This is a genomic window from Acinetobacter sp. YH12142 (assembly GCF_013418435.1).
GTDB lineage: Bacteria > Pseudomonadota > Gammaproteobacteria > Pseudomonadales > Moraxellaceae > Acinetobacter > Acinetobacter amyesii.
In genome coordinates this window covers 1-21,424 of sequence record NZ_VPCB01000017.1, presented here as the reverse complement: position 1 = coordinate 21,424, position 21,424 = coordinate 1, and the positions used below count along the sequence as shown (strand labels likewise).

The window sequence follows — 21,424 nt, the reverse complement described above, 5'->3', positions numbered from 1 at the left end:
GAAAGCAGATGAAAGTCTCTGATAAAACTGTTCAAAGTCTTCGCGTATTGATTGAAGAAAGCAATATGCAAGTTGGAGATCGTCTGCCTGCTGAACGGAAACTGTGTGAACAACTTGGCGTCTCACGCACTTCTTTACGCGAAGCGATTTCTCAATTGACCAGCATGGGCGTGTTGGTCAGTAAAGTCGGTGCGGGGACTTTTTTAAAGCAATTACCAGCGACTTGGTCGAGTTATCAAATTGTGCAGCCTATCAGCAGTTTGATTAGTGAAGACCCTGCCTACCGTTTTGATGTGCAAGAGGCGCGCATTATTTTGGAAGGCGGTACTGCATGGTATGCGGCACAACGTGCTACAGCAGAGGACTTGGCACATATCCGACATTATTATGATCAGATTAATCATTTTCAGGCTTTAGGCAATGACGATGAAGCAGCGCGTGCAGATGCCAAATTTCATTTGGCGATTGCTGAAGCTTCACACAATTTAGTGTTGATTCAGATGATGCGTGGTCTATTTGATCTGTTGCAATTTAATGTCGTTTTAGGTCGTCGAAAAGTTTATAGCGAAGCACACCGATTTGATCAATTGCATGATCAGCACTTTCAAGTCATGAATGCAATTGAACGTCGTGATCCTGAAGCTGCACGTAAAGCAGTCTGTGGACACATTGAGTTTGTAGTACAACAGGTGCGTATGATTGATGAAGAAGAAGCTCGACGTCAGCGTGCCAGTCGATTAAACAGGATATAAGCATGATTATTTCTTCTGCCAATGACTACCGTGAAGCTGCACGTCGTCGTTTACCGCCATTTTTATTTCATTACATCGATGGCGGGGCGTATGCCGAATATACCTTAAAGCGTAATGTAGAAGATTTATCAAAAATAGCGTTGCGTCAACGTGTGCTAAATGACATGTCACAGCTGAGTCTAGAAACCCAACTGTTTAATGAAACCTTATCGATGCCTGTGGCTTTATCACCTGTGGGTTTAACAGGGATGTATGCACGCCGCGGCGAAGTTCAAGCAGCCGTTGCTGCAGATAAAAAGGGCATTCCGTTTACGCTGTCTACAGTTTCTGTATGTCCAATTGAAGAGGTGGCGCCAGCGATTCAGCGTCCCATGTGGTTTCAGTTATATGTGCTACGTGACCGTGGCTTTATGAAAAATGCTTTAGAACGTGCCAAAGCAGCTGGCTGTTCAACTCTGGTGTTTACCGTGGATATGCCTGTTCCGGGCGCGCGTTACCGTGATGCGCACTCGGGGATGAGTGGTCCAAATGCAGCCATGCGTCGTTATATGCAGTCGTGTTTCCACCCACACTGGGCGTGGAATGTGGGGTTGTTAGGTCGTCCACATGACTTGGGGAATATTTCTAAATACTTGGGTAAACCAACAGGTTTGGAAGATTATATTGGTTGGTTAGGTTCTAACTTTGATCCGTCTATTTCGTGGAAAGACCTTGAGTGGATTCGTGAGTTTTGGGATGGGCCAATGGTCATTAAAGGAATTTTGGATCCTGAAGATGCCAAAGATGCAGTGCGTTTCGGTGCAGATGGGATTGTGGTTTCAAACCATGGTGGTCGTCAGCTCGATGGCGTTTTATCTTCTGCACGCGCACTTCCACCAATTGCAGATGCAGTCAAAGGTGATATTAAAATCCTCGCGGATTCGGGTATTCGTAATGGTCTAGATGTTGTGCGTATGCTGGCGTTGGGTGCAGATACCTGTATGCTTGGTCGTGCCTTTGTTTATGCTTTAGGTGCTGCGGGTGGAGCGGGCGTTTCAAATCTTTTAGAACTGATTGATAAAGAAATGCGTGTTGCCATGACTTTAACGGGCGCGAAAACCATTGCTGATATTACGTCTGACTGTTTAGTGAAGTTAGAGAAAGAGTTGGCTGGGTGATTTTTTGAATAGATCTCTTGGAAAGTTATTCGTCATCAAAAAAATTAGCAATGAAAGTTCCCTCTCTTTGTAGGAGAGGGTTAGCGAGAGGTATTTATTGAATAATTCTCCTAACCCTCTTGCGTAGCACTGCTACTCATCCCAAAGGGAGAAGGGGTATTCATTATAGATTTTAATAACAATGACTAAAAACTTTTGATATGTGCAAATAAACCTACGTTGTTTAAATTATTTAAATCAATATTTTTTCATTGCACAACAATGCAATTCCTCTTTAGCGAGAAGAGAAAATATTGAAAATGGAAAATTCTACGAGCATGCAAACTCAATCATTACAAACCATTCAAAACCTCATCAACATCGTCGGTAAGCAACACGTTTTAACTGAAGATAAAGATACACGTTTATACCGCCAAGGTCGTCGTTACGGTGCAGGGAAAGTACTGGCTGTGGTTACACCGGGCTCATTACTTGAGCAATGGCATGTGTTGCAAGCTGCTGTAGATGCAAATTGTATTGTGATTATGCAAGCCGCCAATACTGGTTTGACAGGTGGTTCAACGCCTTTTGGTGATGACTATGACCGTCCTGTGGTGCTGATAAGTACTCGCCGTTTGGTTGGCATCCAAGTGATTAATGAAGGCAAGCAAGTGATTTGTCTACCGGGTGCAACATTAGACAAACTTGAAAAAGATTTGCTGTCATATAATCGTGAACCTCATTCGGTGATTGGTTCTTCTTGTATTGGCGCATCGGTTTTGGGCGGCGTATGCAATAACTCAGGGGGGGCTTTGGTACGCCGCGGTCCTGCCTATACAGAGCTTGCACTGTATGCACAAGTGAATGAGTCAGGTGAGTTAGAGTTGGTCAATCATCTAGGTGTCAATCTTGGCAATACGCCTGAAGAAATCCTCACAGCGCTGGAAAATAAAAATTATCAAATCAATGACATTGTGAATAATTCAAGTTGCTGTGCATCAGATCAGCGCTATTCACATGACGTTAAACAAGTTGATGAAAATACGCCTGCACGTTTCAATGCTGATCCAAGCCGCTTATTTGAAGCATCGGGTTCAGCGGGTAAAGTGTGTGTCTTTGCCGTACGTTTAGATACCTTTGAAAAGATTCCAAGTCAGGTGTTTTATGTAGGAACCAATTCACATGATGATTTGACGGAAATTCGCCGTTTTTTACTAAAAGATTTGCCGCGCTTGCCGATTGCAGGTGAGTACATTCATCGCGTGGCATATGACATTGGGGCTGAGTACGGCAAAGATTCTTTTGTATTTATTGAAAAATTTGGCACGGCAAAAGTTCCAGCTGCTTTTGCCATGAAAGATAAAGTCGATGGCTATTTAGAAAAACTGGGCTTGCGAGGTTTGTCAGATAAAGTCTTGCAGCTAGTGACAAAATTTTTGCCGAATCATTTGCCGAAACGGATGAATGCCTTCCGTGATTTATATGAACATCATTTGATGATTCGTATTGAAAATCAGGATGTTGATCAAGTTGATGCGTATTTGAAAACGTATTTTTTAGATAAAACGGCAGGCAATTATTTTAAATGTACGGATGAAGAAGGAAGCAAGGCATTTTTACATCGTTTTGCGGTGGCAGGTGCTGCAATCCGCTATCGTGATACGCATCGTTCAGAAGTGGAAGACATTGTTGCATTGGATATTGCATTACGTCGCAATGATCGTGAATGGGTCGAAACTTTGCCGAAAGCCATGGATGAGCAAATTATCCATAAACTCTATTATGGTCATTTCCTCTGCCATGTGTTTCATCAAGATTATATTGTGAAAAAAGGCGTAGACCCTTTGGCAATGGAACATGCAATGTGGCATTTACTCGATGATCGTGGCGCTGAATATCCTGCGGAACACAATGTTGGGCATTTGTATGTGGCCAAGCCTGCATTAAAAAATCATTATCAAAAACTGGATCCAACCAATAGCTTTAATGTCGGGATTGGACAAACCAGTAAGCTGAAACATTGGAAATAATGCTTTATAAAACAACACGCCGTGATGTGATATATCACGGCTTTTTTATGAGTGAATAATTTATGCGTCACACGGTATTGACCATAAAAACGAAGAATATTTTCTAAATTGTCATCCCAAAATATAAAAAAACCGCTAAAGTGTTATGCAACAAGTTGCAAAGCCAAAATAAGGATTCAGCATGACAACGACTAGCTATGCAAATATTTTAAAGCCTTTACATTTGGGTTTTACCACGATTAAAAACCGTGTCGTGATGGGGTCCATGCATAGTGGGCTGGAAGATCGTTTTTATAATTATCCTAAGCTTGCAGCTTATTTTGGTGAGCGTGCGAAAGGTGGTGTCGGCCTGATTATTACAGGCGGTATTTCGCCAAACCGTCAAGGTTGGCTGTTACCTGCTGGCGGTACCATGAATACGTTAGGTGATATCGCTCCGCATCGCTTGGTGACCCATGCCGTACATAAACATGGCGCCAAAATTTTAATGCAAATCTTGCATGCTGGGCGTTATGGCTATCAGCCTTTTGCAGTGTCAGCAAGTCCGATTAAATCTCCGATTTCACCGTTTAAACCGCGTCAATTAACGGACAAACAAATTCTTTCAACCATTGATGATTATGTCAAAACGGCAAGCCTTGCACATAAGGCCGGCTATGATGGTGTAGAAATTATGGGTTCAGAAGGCTACTTGCTGAATCAGTTTTTAAGCCGTCATGTCAACCAACGGACAGACCGTTGGGGTGGTGAAATTGAAAATCGTATGCGCCTTGCGGTTGATATTGTAAAATCAATACGTGCTGAAGTGGGTGAGAAATTTATTATCTGCTTCCGTTTGTCATTGCTTGATTTGGTTCATGATGGGAACACCATGGCAGAAGTCATTACTGTTGCTAAAGCATTGGAAGCAGCAGGTGTGACGTTATTGAACACGGGGATTGGTTGGCATGAAGCACGTATTCCGACAATTGTGACCTCAGTGCCTCGCGCAGCGTTTGTGGACTATACCGCTGAAGTCAAAAAACATGTTGCGATCCCTGTCATTGCGTCCAACCGTATCAATATGCCAGATACTGCTGAAGAAATTTTAGCTTCAGGCAAGGCGGATATGGTGCAGATGGCACGTCCATTCTTGGCAGATCCGTTTTGGGTAAATAAAACGGCGACCAACCGTGTCGATGAAATTAATACCTGTATTGCCTGTAACCAAGCCTGTTTAGATCATACTTTTAAAAATCAGCGTGCGACGTGTTTGGTCAACCCACGAGCGGCATATGAAACTGAATTGGTTTTTTTAAAGACCAAAAAACCGAAGCGTATTGCAGTCGTCGGTGGTGGCGTTGCTGGGATGTCTGCTGCAACGGTAGCGGCAAGCCGAGGCCATGCGGTGACACTATTTGAAGCTGGTGCAGAGGTAGGTGGTCAATTTAATTTGGCGAAAGTCGTTCCGGGCAAAGAAGAATTTCACGAAACGATTCGCTACTTTAAAGTTCAAATCGAAAAAACGGGTGTGGATTTGCGTTTAAATACGCGTGTAAACCGTGAACAGCTTGAACGTGAAGGGTTTGAGGAAGTTGTTATTGCAACAGGTGTGGTTCCTCGCAGCTTAAAAATTGAAGGTAGTGATGCACCGAATGTCTTGTCTTATGCAGAAGTGCTGAAAGGCGCAGCTGTGGGCAATAAAGTTGCTGTGATTGGTGCAGGCGGCATTGGCTTTGATGTATCTGAATTTTTACTCAAACCACCACATCAGCCACAACCAATGCCTTTAGCGGATTGGCAGCGGGAGTGGGGTGTTGATCCAAATCCAAACTACATAACAGAAGGTGGTATGCAGGCTGCTGAGCTCGAACCTCCTGTTCGTGAAATCTACTTATTACAACGTAAAACAACTGCAATTGGTGCTGGGTTAGGTAAAACATCAGGCTGGGTACATCGTGCACAATTAAAGAAAAATGCGGTTCGTATGCTGCGTGGTGTTCAATACAAAGCCATTACTGATGAAGGTCTTTGGGTTGAATATGAAGGGCATGATCAATTATTACGTGTAGATACGATTGTCGTTTGTGCAGGTCAGGAATCGGTAAAGCATTTGATGCCAGAACAGGGTGAGAAAACCCTTGCCAATTACCATATTATTGGTGGTGCAAAACTAGCAGCAGAGTTAGATGCAAAACGCGCAATACGTGAAGGTGCGGAGCTCGCGGCTAAACTTTAAGGATTTGGCGAAACAATATTCATTTGAAAGGTTTAGTTGTAATTTTTACTTGTCAGATGAATAAAACCTCCGTATTATGGCGCACATGGAAGCGTGGCAGAGCGGTTTAATGCACCGGTCTTGAAAACCGACGAGGGCGCGAGTCCTCCGTGAGTTCGAATCTCACCGCTTCCGCCATATTCAAAAAAGCCTCTGTAGTGATACAGAGGCTTTTTTTTGTCTTAGATTTTAATTTGAGACGGCAATCTTATTCATTAGTATTTTTAAGCAATGCTAAAAATGGATATCAGACTTAAAATTCAAGTCAGAAATTAATGCAAGGGTTGTCAAAGGTTGAATTAAAAGTAAGAGAAAAGAATGTTTATAGATTGATAGTGTTGAATTTATTTTTAATGGCCTATTTATTTAAATCTTTCACAAGCATTGGGCCGAGCTATGATCGCTTATTTTGAAAAAATATCAATTGTATTTTATTTGATCAAATGTTTAGAAGTGTCACGCCCCCTTGGCAAGGGGTAAAAAAGTGCTATATTTAAATCACGGTAGGTCATAAAACGACGCTACCAATAAGTTGGACGGATCAATGACAGCTCGTTGAGTTTAGTAATATTTAAGATGTTTTTGAATGTTACAAACAAGAAATCAGCACTAGCCTTCCAACATAGAGCCCGCAGCAATGCGGGCTTTTTAATGTCTTTCAAAATGTGAAAATATAGTGTTTTTGTCAAACAATAATTAAATAGTCAATCTATGTTATTGATATATATTTACTAAAGTAAAATAAGTTTACATTGCCATGAAATCTAACATTTACAAAGCAGGTTGTTGCGTAAAGGTGTGATATAAAAAATTCAATTATTAAAACAAGTAGAGACGTCACTATGACACAGATGATCGATATTAAAGTGAAAGACCAATTTAGTCAGGTTTATGAAGCACAAGCTTTGGTGCGTAATCCTTCAGAAGAAGATTCTCGAGCGCTATTTCATCGCATTGAACATATCATTATTGCAGGTGAAATCATCCTACCCAGTATCGAACTACTTTTTGAAAGTCAAAAATCGGACAGTATTTACAAGCTTTTAGAAGCTTAAATTGAATGAATAAAAAAAACTCACCTTATGGTGAGTTTTTTATTTTTAGAGACTGAAATTTAAGCTGTTTGATCTGCTTTAAATTGATTCAAAATATATGAAAGTAACTGATAGCGCGTCATCGGGTTGCTAGAAGACAGTTCAACGTCTTGTTTACGTACTTGGATTTCTTGAGTTAAAACCCCAGCTTGAAAACGTTGCACGATCATATGATCTTTCGATACATCATGGTCGGTCAGCACTAGTTTAGGGCCAAGGTGCAGATGTCCAATCGCATCTAGACATTGTTCTAGGCTGCTATATAGGTTGAAAAGGATGAGTGCCTGATCATTAGAATAATTGGCTAAATTCATTTTTATTATCCATGGTCAAAAATTATTGAGCAGGAATAGTGTATACGAATTGAGCAATAATAATCTGTATGGATTATTTTTCATTTAATGTCTGTCTAGCTAACTTTGGTTAAATCATTGAGACAGCTTAAATCTTTATGAAAAATAAGTTGGAATTCGCTTTAAATTAAAGCGGCTTGAATACCAATGGGACATCATAACGGGCAAATTCCTCAATGATACTGTTTAAAACCAATTGAGCTTGAGGTTCCGCTGCTGTAAAGGTGAGTTCTTGGTTCGTTTGGCTGTTGAAGCATTCGACTTGTTCTATACGCCAAATTGTTTCAATGGCGGTATTTTGAATGACCACTCGTCGAGGTTGTAATTCATCACTAATTTTTCGTGGCATGACATAGGTAATGGCCAATTGAACATTAGGCAATTCGTCTTGTGAGGTTAAGAAGGTAAATACCCAATTGCCAATTTTGCTGAGTTGCATAGGATTATCGAAAGAATCAAATTCTAAACAAAATTGTTGTGACATTGACATGCTCAAACGCTGGGAGGTCGGTTTTATTCTTGCGATTTTTTACTGTTGATTGACATTAGGGGAAGGTCGTATAAAACAGCAGTTAAAACCATAAAAGAAATAAGTGAATCGATAAAGTTAATAAAATTCAATTCTTTATATTGATATTTGTGAAGAATAACTCACCTCATTAAGTTGTTTTTTGAATGAGAAGTGAGGAAAAGTCTCTAAGTTAAACCAGTTGTTGCAGATTTTTTAGACTGTAATTAATTTGCTGTAATGCATGTTGTAAGAGTTTAGGTTGAATATTGGATTCATTTAGACAGGTTATCCATTGCATCTGACAGGCTTTTAATTCTGCAATGTCCGTGGCCTGTTGAATATTAAGCATTAATTTTTTTGCCATCAGCCCACAATAACGCTGTAAGTAACTGCACATAAAATTCTGTAACTCATCAAAATCGTGCTCGATGAAATCAACGGTTTTTTCTGGCAATACAGGATTGTTTGTTGTCGTAGTTTCAGGTGTGGATTGTGGGAATTGATGGGGTGTAGAGCCCATCGCATCCATTGGTAGGGAGGTCGTCAGTGCGTACTGTGTCTGAGTCTGAGGAACTTCCATTGTAGGCATTGAAAGTTCATTAAAAGTCACATGTTCTTGCGCTGTGAGATCAGATGCAAGGCTAAGGTTATTGAGATCGGACGTATTGCTAGGCGCTTTTTTAGGAGTATTAAAAGCAGAAAAATCGGATTTTTGAAGGCGTTGATGATCATGTGCTGTAATTGGCTGAATCAGCCCAAGTTCCATTAGTTGCTCGAGCAATGTCTCTTCAGCAATCCGCTGCTGATAATGCACTGGCATTTGGTTAAAGTCATCACTACCAATTAAGAGTAGCAGACGACGTTGTCTTGCATTTAATGCGAGCTGTCGGTCTTTTAAAGTTTGAAAACCCAGCTCAGTTTTTTGATAGTTGAACATGCCTTAATTCCATAGCTCAAAAGAATTAAGGCAATCCTATGCAGTGATAATGACAGTAATATTAAGAAAATATTAAACAATCAATGATTTATAGAGTAATGACAGCAGAGTTTTCTAAAGCTTTGCGCAAATAAGGGTCTAAGTCATCTTGACGTAATAGCCATTGCACATAGTCCGCAGGTAATTCTGCAATTGCGGTACCACGGTGTTTACCAAAATTAATACTGCGTGGAATGCGAGCATCTTCCGAAGCTTCGTATAATTCTTCGATGCTGTTGATTTTTAAGTGATGCACAATATGCATCAAAATATTGGCAGTTAAAATAATATCCATATCTGCGCGGTGAGCTTTACGGATCATTTCACGGGCTTTTTCACTGCCTTTGGTGATCATATATATCAAGGCAGAAATATTATGCGCTTCTGCATCAGGCCAAACACGACGAGCTAGCGCAAGGGTACAAATGGCTTTGATTTTTGAACTATCTACACCGCATTTTTCGAGCGCTCGAATATCGTAGTCGATATTATGCCCAATGATATATGTCGTCTCTGATGGGAGTTCAAAACTGCTGTAGTGGGGCTGACCTTCAAGATCTGATTCTAAAATATGATGAACAGCCATCGCTGCAAAAGAAATCGCTTCATCACAACGATATAGTTGATCAAAAATTTTAGATTTATCTAAGGTGATTTTGGCATCTGCCACCTGAATTGGAGCATAGGCAATCTCGATGGGTTGTCCATTTAGTGTATGGGTTTCTGTGTCGAGAATGATGGCTTGCATGTCCAGTTCCAGCATGTTGAATAATGTTTATGAATGTACATGATCACATCCATACTGACAAACCCATGCTGTGATTATTTGTAGGAATATTATGAAGATGGCTGCGCAGTGTTTAAATAATCTGCTTTTATCGCATCTGCCGAAATAAAACCTTTACAGCGGGACAAAGCTAAACCATCTTCTAAATCGACTTGTTTTAAAGGCTTTTGTCCATCTTGATATCCAAAAATGTCGCTAAGTGGATTAAGCACTAGAGTATGTTCACGATCAATGGCATGGTGGTTTTTCGGCTTTACTTTTGTGCATATGTTTGTGTAGTTGGCAGGGGGTACAGCATTTTTGTTGATTTTACATTTTGCTTTAACCTCCGAAAAATAGCCCAATCTGTATCCAATGATCAGAAATATAAGTTCAGCCATTTTTCTGAGATCGGGGTGGCTGATGTATTCGGATACTGTTGATTAATATCAAGTTAAAACAAAGTGTTAATTCAAGGTTATTTTAGTATATTAAAATAAGAGTAGTTGCTTAAAAATTAGGCTTGAACAAAAGTTTGTTCCATGTATTTAATGATTCATATTCAATGAAAAATTGACTTTAAAACAACAAACAAAATGATCATGGAATGAAAATGCTGCGTTTAACGGTTTTAGTCAGCAGTGCGCTATTTTTAGCAGCCTGCGGTAATGATAGTAATGACCAACAATTTAGTAACCCTGAAACAAACGCTGATCTCAATCAGATCAAAAATCCAGTGGTAACTACAACCGCCTATAGTCAAGACAATATGTCTGCTGTGAGTGCAGACAGCCGTTTGATGACCTATAAAATGCTAGGAGTAGATGGCAAAGTTGTTCAAGCCACAGCCTTAGTCTTTACCCCAAAAACTGTTGCTCCGGCAGGTGGTTGGAAAATTGTGGCTTGGGCACATGGAACGACCGGTGTGGCTGATAAATGCGCACCGAGCCGACAAGGTTTGCAAGGCACTGAATATTTATTGCAAATGTTATTGGCAAAAGGATATGTCGTTGTGGCACCTGATTATGAAGGATTAGGGGAACCTAGTGGACGTGAAAACCATCCTTATCTGAATCTAAAAAGTGAAGCCTTTTCGATTACCGATGCCGTTGTCGCTGCTCGAAGTTACTTAACCAGTCAAGGTAAAACGGTGTCGAAGGATTGGCTTTCGATCGGACATTCTCAAGGTGGTCAAGCCGTATTAGGTGCAGCTGAATTCGCATCGCGTGCTGACTTAAATTATAAGGGAACGATTGCCATAGCACCTGCAAATAATCTTGCGCTCATTCTTGACGCAGGCGAGAAGTTAGCAGTAGGTAAACCTGCAACTGTGCAAAGTATGATCTATGCACCTTTAGACAGTTTTACTGCGCAAATCATTGCCGGTATGCAAGGACATAAAAACAGTGTGGATTATTCGAAAGTATTTAGTGGACATTTGGCTGCGATTGCACCTCAAGCTGAAACAGTGTGTTCAGGTGAGTTAACCAAGTTAATTCAAGATGACATGCTCAGTTATGCGAGTCAGAACACGACTTTGGATAACTATGGACGCACGCAGTCAGATTTCTTAACTTTAAAGCCAATCCAAAACTTTATGAGTGAAGGTTCACAGCCTTTAACGACAGCGGTGAAAACGCCGATCATCATTTATCAAGGTAAAGCGGATCAGACCATTCCAGCAGATGCGACTAAATTTATGATTAGCCTGGCTAAGCCTGGAACATCAATTGACTATCGTGAGCAAGCGACAGCAGATCATATTAGTATTTATACCGATAATCTGGCAAATTTTGTGCAAGATGTAGAGACTCTCATGCCAAATCAATAAGTTGATTTGACTTAAATAGTGCTCGTGTACATTCAACACGGGCATTATTTATTTAAAAACAGCACAAACTTCCCTCTCTTATTTCTAAAACTTCATGCTACAATACGCGCCAATCTTAGCACGGCTTAAAAGCCCTAATTTAATAGGACCTCGCTAATGTTTGCCAACACCTCTATTGCTCAATTTGACCCTGAATTAGCTCAAGCGATCTCGAATGAAGATGCTCGCCAAGAAGCGCACATTGAGTTAATCGCTTCAGAAAACTACTGTTCACCTGCAGTAATGGAAGCTCAAGGTTCAAAACTTACTAACAAATATGCAGAAGGCTACCCTGGTAAACGCTACTATGGCGGTTGCGAGTATGTAGACGTGATCGAACAATTGGCCATTGACCGTGCTAAAGAATTGTTTGGTGCAGATTATGCAAACGTTCAACCACACGCTGGTTCACAAGCAAACTCTGCAGTTTACCTTGCGCTACTTAACCCAGGCGATACAGTTTTAGGTATGAGCTTGGCTCACGGTGGTCACTTGACTCACGGTGCTAAAGTTAGCTTCTCTGGTAAAACTTACAACGCAATTCAATACGGTTTGAACCCAGAAACTGGCGAAATCGACTATGAAGAAGTTGAACGTTTAGCTGAAGAACACAAGCCAAAAATGATCGTGGCTGGTTTCTCTGCGTATAGCCAAGTTGTTGATTGGCAACGTTTCCGAGATATCGCGGACAAAGTTGGTGCTTACTTATTCGTAGATATGGCTCACGTAGCTGGTCTTGTTGCTGCTGGTGTTTACCCAAGCCCAGTACAAATTGCTGACGTAACAACAACGACTACTCATAAAACACTTCGTGGTCCACGTTCTGGTTTAATCCTTGCGAAAGCAAACGAAGAAATCGAGAAAAAATTACAATCAGCTGTATTCCCAGGTAACCAAGGTGGTCCTTTAGTTCACGCTGTAGCGGCTAAAGCGATCTGCTTCAAAGAAGCAATGGCGCCTGAATATAAAGCTTACCAACAACAAGTTGTTAAGAATGCGCAAGCAATGGCTGAAGTTCTAATCGAACGTGGTTATGATGTTGTTTCTGGCGGTACTAAGAACCATTTGTTCTTATTATCTTTAATTAAACAAGACATTACTGGTAAAGATGCCGATGCTTGGTTAGGTGCTGCTCACATTACTGTGAACAAAAACTCAGTACCAAACGATCCACGTTCTCCATTCGTGACTTCTGGTATCCGGATCGGTACTCCTGCTGTAACAACACGTGGTTTTGGCGAAGCTGAAGTACGTGACCTTGCAGGCTGGATCGCTGACGTTCTAGACAGCAAAGGTGACGAAGCTGTGATTGCTGCAGTGAAAGAAAAAGTTGCTGCTGTTTGCGCTAAATTCCCAGTTTACGCAAAATAAAACAGACTTGAGAAAAGCCCCCTCAAGGGGGCTTTTTTTATGTCATCAGAAAAATTCAAAAGTTATCTAAACATTTATATTTCTGATATAACGGAATAAGAGATAACAAAAAATTTGCCCATCGCTATAGATCTGTTGGCAAGGTCGCAAAGGAACTTTATATGAAAAAACCCAATATTATTCTTTCAGAACAAGATTTACATCGCTTAGAAACCATGTTGGAGCATCAGTCTAAGTTGACGCCGACGATGGAGCATTTGGAAGATGAGATGGCGCGCGCTGAAGTGGTTGCTCCACAAGATGTCCCTGCCAATGTGGTGAGTATGAATGCCAAAGTTCTCATTAACATTGCACCTGCGACAGAAGCAACCGAAATTACACTGGTCTATCCACATGATTTTCGTGGCGATAAAGGTCAAGTCAATGTTTTGGCTCCAGTGGGCGCTGCCATTTTAGGTTTGGCTGAAGGGCAGGAAATAGAATGGCCGCAGCCTGATGGTCATACCATGAAAGTCAAAATCATTAAAGTGCTCTATCAACCTGAGCGTGAAGGGAATTATCTATAATTCCGCTGCGATGTACAGATAAATTCCGCACACAAAGCCATCGATACCGATGGCTTTTTTATTTTTTCTTTATTGCATTTTTAGATATGAAATGTGTAAATGTTGTTAAGCAGATTTCATTACAACCATAGCAGTTTAACTTGGGAAAACTGTCAAATAATTGACAGAGTCATGGGCACGAAGTCGGCACACTTTATTTCAACAACACCATCGTTGCTTAATAATTTGAAGAATAAGGTAGAGCCCTATGACACAATTAGAATCGAATCATTACAATCCAGACTATCAATATCAGCATATTGAAGTAAAACCTGTAACCGGTCGTATTGGTGCCGAAATTTCTGGCATTCAGTTGTCTGGAAGTTTAGACAAAAGCGTGGTCGATGAATTTAATCATGCACTATTAAAATATAAAGTTGTATTTGTGCGTGGGCAGCAAGATCTCACCGATTTAGAACAAGAAGCCTTTGCACGACTTTTAGGAAATCCGTTGAATCACCCAAGTGTGCCACTCAAAGATGGTACAGCACATACGTTGTCAATTGACTCACGTGGTGGGCGCGCAGATTCATGGCATACCGATATTACATTTTTACCCAATTATCCCAAAGCCACAATTTTAAGAAATGTAGTTGCACCTGAACATGGTGGCGATACAGTTTGGGCCAATACCGTGACGGCTTATGAAGATTTAAGTCCGGAGCTGCAAAAACTGGCGGAACAATTACGCGCGGTGCATAGTAATAGTTATGACTATGCGACTCCCAAAGGTCAGTACAATGAAGAAGGTCGCCATTTATTCCGTACCGCGGTAGAAGTGGAAACCGAGCATCCATTGGTGCGTGTACATCCTGAAACAGGTGAAAAAAGTTTGGTTTTAGGTCACTTCTTTAAACGCTTCAGTGGATATAGTCCGGCACAGTCACGTCGTTTATTTAAACTGTTTCAAGAGCAAATCGTGCAATGGGAAAATATTGTGCGTTGGCGCTGGGCGGTTGGTGATGTTGCCATTTGGGACAATCGTGCAACGCAGCATCGTGCCATCAATGACTATGGTGATGAGTTACGTATCGCCTCACGTGTCACCATTGAGGGTGATGTACCTGTCGATGTAAATGGTCAGCCGAGTACTGTACTGAAAAATATTCAAAACACCGATATTTCAAACTTGCGTTCAGAAGCAGGCCGTATTTATGAGAAAGCATCTTAAGTATGAGAGCGTCATTTAAAACAGCATAAAAACAGATAAATAATGCGAAAAACAATGGTTTTACATTTTTAAGCACTTGCCTAAGATCAATGAGATCTTAGGCATTTTTTTATAGACGTGAGCGATCAAAAGAACACCGCCCAACAGCATTTGTTGCAAATTTTACGTAATGAAGACATCTTTCAGGGCTTTAGCGATCAGACTTTAGAACAGCTTGTGCAACAGGTGAAATATTCACGGTTTCATGCGCAGCAGCACATCTTAAAACAACAACAAATCGTGCAAGATATTTATATTTTGCTTTCAGGTACGCTACAAATTGGTTGGTTGCAAAATAATGGTGAATTGATTGTCAATGATTATATTCGTCGCCAGTCGGTATTTAATTTTGTCGCACTCTTACAACAAAAGCCTTTGAATTATGATTATTTTGCTGCGACCCATGTCGAGGTGGCGATCATTTCTGGAACAACGTTTTTAGCAGTTTTACAGCGTGATCCGAAGGCGCTTTGGAATGTCGTGCAATCTCTCAGTCGACGCATGTATTTGATGTTTGAGCATAATCGTTATTTGCGAACGGCAACGCTAGAGCAGCGTATTGCTAGACATTTGATTCGACTCTATGAGCAATATGGATGTCGGCAGGAAATTCCCCTGAAACTCAGTCAGCAGGAATTTGCAGAGTCATTTAATATTTCACGCCAAACGTTGAATAAACATTTACAGCAATTTGTTCAAACACAGGTGATCGCGTGGAATTATGGACAAATCGTGATATTGGATCTTGATCGTTTAAGGCGAATGAGTGAACTCGATGAATAACTAGATTTTAAATTTGACGAGAAGCCATAATCGCAAATGGCTTCATTGACCTTACATAGATTAGTGCTTACTGATTTTATCTAAATAACCCATCATAAAAGCGGAAAAAACAAAGGTTAAATGCATGATGATGTACCACATGATTTTGTCATTGGGGATGTTTTTCGCATCCATAAAAATACGTAATAAATGAATCGAAGAAATTGCCACGATTGATGCTGCAACTTTGAGTTTTAATGAATTGGCATCCATAGTACCGAGCCAGTTCAAGCGATTGGTCGATTCATTTATTTTCAGTTGGGAAACAAAGTTTTCATAGCCAGAAAACATCACCATCACAATCAGTCCGCCCACCATAGTCATATCGACCAAAGAGAGGATGACTAAAATCAGGTCAGCTTCTGAATATTCTAAAATATGCGGAAGGACATGAATGACTTCTTGGAAAAATTTAATCGCGAGCAGTAGCAGTGCAAAGGATAAACCAAAGTACACGGGAGCCAGAATCCAACGTGCTGCATACATTGTGTTATGGAAAAAACGTTCCATTTAAGCCTCTAAAATTATTGATCTATTATTTGGTTCTAAAGTATATGAATTAAATTTTACGATAATTTTGATAATAATTCATGTAGAGTCAGTTGTTTAATTTAAATCTAGATTGAATCTTTGGGTGTCTTAAGCTTGAATTCATCTGTGTAGGTCATCATATCAGTGGAAATGATGCTGTATAGCTGCTTAGGCGGATCTATAGGCAACGGTTGAGTTTGATGGCGAAATTTGACTGATGAAATAGATGTATTTTTTGCAAAATACTACAAGACTTTTATGGCAAAACTTGTAGTATAAAAATGATTTTATTGAGTTTAATTGGCTATGTCACAAATTGATGTATTGGTGCCGTTAAAGGATATTACGGTAGATCGGGCGGAAGTGCTTTCGATTAAGCGGAATGACCTTGTGCCATTACTGACCGATCAATATCGTCTAAATCATTATGCAGATCAATTAATTCAAGCACAGTCGGTACTGCTAGATGGTGTTGACCCTCAGTTGACGAAGCAACTTAGTCAAACCATTGAGCAGTTGATTCAAGCCTTAGCCAATTCAAAAAAATATTTAAAAACACGCAAATTTAATGCCTTGCAAAAATGGTTAGGCATTGATTTGGAGTACGGTTCAGGACAAGTTGAATATTATAAAAATTTGGATCAATTGCTTGATCGGGCAAATCATCTGAGCCAAAAATTACAGTTAGAAATTCAAAAGTCCCAAGCACGTTTTAATCAATTACAGGGTTTACGTGAGCAAATGGCGCGCTATATCGTCGCGGCTGAAGAATTTTTGCTGGAATACCCACAGTTTGTTAAAAATCAGCATCCGCTTGATAACTTTGCAGAACGCTTATCGAAAAAGGTGAATACGTTGCAAACCTTACAAGCCAGTAATGATATTGCAATTACACAAATGCAGCTTTCTCAGCAGCTTTCTTTTGGTTTATTAGATCGATATAAGGAAGCTCAGCAGGTGTTGATTCCAGCATGGCAATATCATGTGAAACAAAGTCGTCAAAGTAACTCGACAAGTTCATTGGAAAAGCTTGATAATAGCCGTGAAAATTTGATTAAAACTTTAAAAAAATCATTAGAGAATTCCTCTAAGTCTTAGAAATATAAGGTGAGTTATGACCGATTTAGATGCCAAAAATTTACCCGTTGAAGTTAGCAAAGAATTGACTGAAGAAAAGTTTCAGCAACTCAATTTGCAGGAAATTGGCTTACAAACTTCCGATTTTCACGAAGTCGAAGCTGCACGTAAGGAATTGGCAGATTTAAGTCATAATAGTGTTGCTGAATATGGTAAAAACATTGCCACCAAGACGTCGACCTATACCGATGAATTATTAAATTTGGTGCAAAATAAAGATCTAGATGCGACAGGTCAAAAGCTCAATCAGGTGGTACAAGTCGCACAGCAGCTAAACACTACGAGCATTTTAAATAAATCTAAAAGCTCAGGATTTTTTGGTGGGTTACTGAGTAAATTTAAAGGTGCCAAGCAAAGTTTTGATCAGCACTTTAATACCACCAAAGAGCAAATTGATGCTTTGGTCAAAGAAATTGAAACTTCGCAAAATGGCTTAAAAGCGCGTGTAAATACCTTAGATAAAATGTTTGAAGGCGTACAAGACGAATATAAACAATTAGGGGTGTATATCGCCGCAGGTAAGTTGAAAGAGCAAGAAATTCAACAGGAAATTGCAAGCTTAACCACTCAAGTTCAAGATCAAACCACTACGCAAAAAATCTATGACCTCAATCATTTGGCAAATAATCTTGAAAAACGTGTGAGTGATTTACAGATCTTGCAACAGTCTGCGATGCAGACCTTGCCGATGATTCGCATTATTCAATCCAACAATTTGATGTTGGTCGATAAGTTTTACGCAATTAAAAACATCACATTACCTGCATGGAAAAACCAAATTAGTTTGGCGATTTCATTGCAAGAACAAAAGAACAGCGTGCAATTGGCAAATAGCATTGATGATGCGACCAATGACCTATTAAAACGCAATGCAGATTTATTGCATCAAAACTCTGTCGATACAGCGAAAGCCAATCAGCGTTCAGTGATTGATATCGAAACACTTGAACATGTGCAAAATACCCTCATTAAAACTGTTAATGATGTGATTCAAATTCAGAAAGAAGGTGTGCAAAAGCGTGAAGAAGCAACGACACGTATTCGTGCCTTACAAAACAATTTGAATCATTTGGTGATTGAATCGAGTGGTTCAAACCCTTCTTCATAGGCTATGAGGGAGGTGAAAATATAATCTGAAGGAGTATGTCTTTGCCTCCCATTGATGAATATGCGCTAAATCCGCAGCAACTGGAATCTGGGCTTCAAACCATTAAGAAGCGTCAACGCAATTTGACGTTATTGACCTTAACCAGTGTTTCTGTGCTGATCGTTTCGGCTGTGATGCTGTTTATTCAGCATGATATGGTCTATAGTTTTTTTGGCCTAAGTTCTAGCGTACAGCAACTGCATATCCCTGTTAGTGCAGGTGATTTGGCATATCAACTCGGTGAGTCCTCCGACTATTTTTCAAATTTTTTATCCTTTATTGGTTGGTTATTTCTCAAACTTATCGTTTCATTTATTGGCGCATTTTTCTTGGTTGGATTTCTAAAGAAATTTCAATTTTTTAGAATTCGATTCCAATCTTTTGTATTGAAATTTGTCGGCTGGATTTTATCGTTTATCGTGCTTTGGTCAGGCTTAACGTATGTGCAATATGACCTTAATCATGATGACCGTGCAGCAGATCAAAAATTGGTACATTATGAAAAAAATATTCAAGAAAGCCAGCTGGCTTTCGAGATGGAAGATGCACAATTGGCAAAACCCGTGCAAGCCTATTTACTTGCACAAGCTGCTTTGATGCATAAGCCTGTAGATCGTGCGACAGCAATTCCTTTGGTGCAATCCTTAATCAATGCCGAGCAACAAAATCCAGCAAAATTCCGTGAATACGGTTTTCAGCCTGAACAGCTCTGGGCGATGCAAAATCAGCTATTTGATAAAACCATGACACCGATGGCGCAAAGCGTGGAAAAACAAGTTCAGCAAGCCAATGTAGTAGAAGTTGTTGTACGTTGGGTGTTGATCGTCGTGATGGTACTCACACTGGTTTTGAGCTTAATTTTGTATCTACTATCTCAGCAGTTCAAATCACGGATAAATCGAATTGAGCAGGGACTTCATTAACACGCCTATTTTCTTTTTAGATCATTGCATTACTCAGAATAAAAATCCCCATCACATTGTATGGGGATTTTTTGATATTGGGGTAGATTAACTTGCGCGATGAAAAAGTTGTCGGAGTTCCTGTGTAGAAAAAGTCTGATCATTCACTTCGCCATCCACGAGGTAAAAAGGAATGGGGTGCTGTCCCTTTGATTTTACATACTGTGTAATTTCATGCTGACGGTCTGCAATATCTTTATGTTGAATTGAGCGCAGTACTTTTGAGCCATCTAAACCAATGCCTTCAATGATGCTTTTTAAAACGTGAATATCAGCAATATTTTGACCGTGTGCAAATAATGCATGGAATAGGGCTTGGGTCAGGGCATATTGGTCCAGAATATTGTCCAAGGCCAATATAGCTTGATGTGCCAGTTGACTGTTTGGCATACGTTTCATGTGTTCAATATTGACAATCACATCTTCGCTATAAGCGGCAAACTTTGTCATTTCGAGTTTTCGATTTGCGGCACTCGCGCCATACTTATCGGTTAAATACTGCAGCACATCTAAGCCTTGTTCAGGAATTTCAGGAACACGCTGAATCGGCAATAGCTCTACACGCGTTGCGGTATGTTCATTCCAGTTTTGCTTCAACTTTTGAAACGCCACATAACTCATGGGATAAACAATATCAAAGACAAATTCAATTTTCATTATTCTGCTCACTGTTGATTTTTATACATGTAGATCGATGGCTGATTGATGCAAGGAATAGATTGCGGCTTTATTGATGGATCTCAAAAGCAGTCAAATCACCTGATATTTCATTTGATTTAATGCCGACTTGCTGAAATGAAACTTAAAGCTTTATAAAGATTTTGTAATTGATCAGGGCGTGCGTTGGGTCTTGTATAGGGTTGGTGTAATTTCAATAAAAAATTAAAAAATGAGGGATTTATCACGATATGTGTGTACGAAATAAATCATTTTAATGTTAATATACGTCCATATATTTATGATTTAGAAAGAAATTTAATCATTTGATTTGTAAAACCGATTAATTTTATAAAAACAAACCGTTTCACCTATTTAATGGTTTGTTCTATCATTCTCTCATCAAATAAATTTACTCCTCTGGAGACGTTAGCAATGTTAGATCAAAATACTTCTGCTCAATTAAAAACCTTACTTGAACGCCTTGAAGGCCCGATTGAAATCGTCGCGACTTTAAACGGCACGGACAAATCAGACAAAATTAAAGAATTGGTAACTGAAGTTGCTGCCTTATCTGATTTAGTGACTGCACGTTTTGACGGTAACAACAGCCGTGCGCCAAGTTTTGGTATTGCAAAAGCAGGTGAAACTCCACGCGTATTCTTCGCAGGTCTACCGATGGGCCACGAATTCACATCTTTGATTCTAGCTTTGCTACAAACTTCAGGTTATGCACCGAAAGTTTCTGACGAAGTACTGAACACTATCAAAGGTCTAGGTCTTAAAACTGACTTTGATGTGTTTGTATCTTTAAGCTGCCATAACTGTCCTGACGTGGTTCAAGCACTTAACTTGATCGCAATTTACAACCCAGGTACAACTGCAACCATGATTGATGGTGCATTCTTCCAAGAAGAAGTGGAAGAACGCAAAATCATGGCTGTACCAATGGTATTCCAAGACGGCAACCACATCGGTCAAGGTCGTATGACCTTGGAAGAAATCATTGCCAAATTGGATATTAACTCTGCAGCGAAAGATGCTGAAAAGTTAAATGCCAAAGATGCCTTTGATGTTCTTGTGATTGGTGGTGGTCCTGCAGGTAATACGTCTGCAATCTATGCAGCACGTAAAGGCATTAAAACCGGTATCGTGGCTGAACGCATGGGCGGTCAGGTCATGGATACCATGGACATCGAGAACTTCACGTCGATTCAAAAGACCCAAGGTCCTAAGT

21 protein-coding genes and 1 tRNA gene are annotated in these 21,424 nt (G+C 40.1%); 15 read left to right on the top strand and 7 right to left on the bottom strand.

Going from position 1 to position 21,424, the window contains the following annotated elements; genetic code table 11:
- Positions 1-8: 8 nt before the first annotated feature.
- The 6 genes from lldR (at position 9) to FTU77_RS12765 (ending at position 7,230) form a co-directional block, all read left to right on the top strand.
- Entirely contained in the window at positions 9-752 is a 744-nt protein-coding gene (lldR, locus tag FTU77_RS12790; protein ID WP_078189144.1) for a transcriptional regulator LldR, read from the top strand.
- A 2-nt stretch (positions 753-754) separates the two neighbouring features.
- Positions 755-1,909, top strand: a complete 1,155-nt coding sequence (gene lldD / locus FTU77_RS12785) for an FMN-dependent L-lactate dehydrogenase LldD (protein ID WP_180055962.1) — start codon at positions 755-757, stop codon at positions 1,907-1,909.
- A gap of 317 nt (positions 1,910-2,226) precedes the next feature.
- Positions 2,227-3,918: a D-lactate dehydrogenase gene (gene dld / locus FTU77_RS12780; RefSeq protein ID WP_180055961.1), complete on the top strand. Its 1,692-nt coding sequence runs from the start codon at positions 2,227-2,229 to the stop codon at positions 3,916-3,918.
- 181 nt (positions 3,919-4,099) lie between these two features.
- The gene (locus tag FTU77_RS12775; protein ID WP_180055960.1) at positions 4,100-6,136 is read left to right on the top strand and encodes an NADPH-dependent 2,4-dienoyl-CoA reductase; all 2,037 of its coding nucleotides are present in this window, start codon (positions 4,100-4,102) and stop codon (positions 6,134-6,136) included.
- A gap of 87 nt (positions 6,137-6,223) precedes the next feature.
- Positions 6,224-6,313: transfer RNA gene (locus FTU77_RS12770), tRNA-Ser, on the top strand.
- Positions 6,314-7,017: 704 nt separating this feature from the next.
- Positions 7,018-7,230, top strand: a complete 213-nt coding sequence (locus FTU77_RS12765) for a hypothetical protein (RefSeq protein ID WP_078189132.1) — start codon at positions 7,018-7,020, stop codon at positions 7,228-7,230.
- Positions 7,231-7,289: 59 nt separating this feature from the next.
- Here FTU77_RS12765 and FTU77_RS12760 read toward each other — a convergent pair whose 3' ends face one another.
- The 5 genes from FTU77_RS12760 to FTU77_RS12740 all read right to left on the bottom strand — a co-directional run bounded on the left by FTU77_RS12760 (position 7,290) and on the right by FTU77_RS12740 (position 10,276).
- Positions 7,290-7,583 (bottom strand): hypothetical protein, encoded by a 294-nt coding sequence (locus tag FTU77_RS12760; RefSeq protein WP_111885765.1) that lies wholly within the window; start codon positions 7,581-7,583, stop codon positions 7,290-7,292.
- Positions 7,584-7,749: 166 nt separating this feature from the next.
- Positions 7,750-8,106, bottom strand: coding sequence for a hypothetical protein (locus FTU77_RS12755; RefSeq protein WP_180008268.1), 357 nt, complete (start codon positions 8,104-8,106; stop codon positions 7,750-7,752).
- A gap of 217 nt (positions 8,107-8,323) precedes the next feature.
- Complete coding sequence (locus FTU77_RS12750; protein ID WP_180055959.1) at positions 8,324-9,070, bottom strand: hypothetical protein; 747 nt, start codon at positions 9,068-9,070, stop codon at positions 8,324-8,326.
- An 88-nt stretch (positions 9,071-9,158) separates the two neighbouring features.
- Positions 9,159-9,857, bottom strand: coding sequence for a 3'-5' exonuclease (locus tag FTU77_RS12745; protein WP_180004204.1), 699 nt, complete (start codon positions 9,855-9,857; stop codon positions 9,159-9,161).
- A gap of 89 nt (positions 9,858-9,946) precedes the next feature.
- Entirely contained in the window at positions 9,947-10,276 is a 330-nt protein-coding gene (locus FTU77_RS12740; protein WP_180008264.1) for a hypothetical protein, read from the bottom strand.
- 206 nt (positions 10,277-10,482) lie between these two features.
- Here FTU77_RS12740 and FTU77_RS12735 point away from each other — a divergent pair, with 206 nt between their 5' ends.
- The 5 genes from FTU77_RS12735 (at position 10,483) to FTU77_RS12715 (ending at position 15,714) form a co-directional block, all read left to right on the top strand.
- Entirely contained in the window at positions 10,483-11,706 is a 1,224-nt protein-coding gene (locus FTU77_RS12735) for an alpha/beta fold hydrolase (protein WP_180055958.1), read from the top strand.
- 156 nt (positions 11,707-11,862) lie between these two features.
- A complete protein-coding gene (gene glyA / locus FTU77_RS12730; protein ID WP_111885761.1) occupies positions 11,863-13,116 on the top strand; it encodes a serine hydroxymethyltransferase in 1,254 nt (417 codons plus the stop codon).
- Positions 13,117-13,277: 161 nt separating this feature from the next.
- Positions 13,278-13,682, top strand: coding sequence for a nucleoside diphosphate kinase regulator (gene rnk, locus FTU77_RS12725; protein ID WP_078192900.1), 405 nt, complete (start codon positions 13,278-13,280; stop codon positions 13,680-13,682).
- Positions 13,683-13,929: 247 nt separating this feature from the next.
- Positions 13,930-14,892, top strand: coding sequence for a TauD/TfdA family dioxygenase (locus FTU77_RS12720; protein WP_180009479.1), 963 nt, complete (start codon positions 13,930-13,932; stop codon positions 14,890-14,892).
- Positions 14,893-15,009: 117 nt separating this feature from the next.
- Positions 15,010-15,714 carry a Crp/Fnr family transcriptional regulator gene (locus FTU77_RS12715; RefSeq protein ID WP_180055957.1) on the top strand — a complete coding sequence of 235 codons (705 nt, stop codon included), beginning with the start codon at positions 15,010-15,012 and terminating at the stop codon, positions 15,712-15,714.
- 60 nt (positions 15,715-15,774) lie between these two features.
- Here the strand turns inward: FTU77_RS12715 and FTU77_RS12710 are convergent, their stop codons facing one another.
- Complete coding sequence (locus tag FTU77_RS12710; protein WP_078189122.1) at positions 15,775-16,263, bottom strand: TIGR00645 family protein; 489 nt, start codon at positions 16,261-16,263, stop codon at positions 15,775-15,777.
- A gap of 327 nt (positions 16,264-16,590) precedes the next feature.
- On the opposite strand from FTU77_RS12710, the gene FTU77_RS12705 reads away from it, so the two are divergent.
- Genes FTU77_RS12705 through FTU77_RS12695 form a run of 3 tightly spaced genes read left to right on the top strand, consistent with a single transcriptional unit; the run spans position 16,591 to position 19,491 of the window.
- Complete coding sequence (locus tag FTU77_RS12705) at positions 16,591-17,382, top strand: tellurium resistance protein (RefSeq protein WP_078189121.1); 792 nt, start codon at positions 16,591-16,593, stop codon at positions 17,380-17,382.
- 16 nt (positions 17,383-17,398) lie between these two features.
- Positions 17,399-18,529, top strand: a complete 1,131-nt coding sequence (locus FTU77_RS12700; protein ID WP_111885756.1) for a toxic anion resistance protein — start codon at positions 17,399-17,401, stop codon at positions 18,527-18,529.
- 41 nt (positions 18,530-18,570) lie between these two features.
- Positions 18,571-19,491 (top strand): hypothetical protein, encoded by a 921-nt coding sequence (locus tag FTU77_RS12695; protein WP_180055982.1) that lies wholly within the window; start codon positions 18,571-18,573, stop codon positions 19,489-19,491.
- Positions 19,492-19,578: 87 nt separating this feature from the next.
- On the opposite strand, the gene FTU77_RS12690 is transcribed toward FTU77_RS12695, so the two are convergent.
- Positions 19,579-20,187 carry a DsbA family protein gene (locus tag FTU77_RS12690; RefSeq protein WP_078192895.1) on the bottom strand — a complete coding sequence of 203 codons (609 nt, stop codon included), beginning with the start codon at positions 20,185-20,187 and terminating at the stop codon, positions 19,579-19,581.
- A 435-nt stretch (positions 20,188-20,622) separates the two neighbouring features.
- Here FTU77_RS12690 and FTU77_RS12685 point away from each other — a divergent pair.
- Positions 20,623-21,424: thioredoxin family protein (locus FTU77_RS12685; protein ID WP_180055956.1), on the top strand; the 802-nt coding region annotated here is incomplete at its 3' end.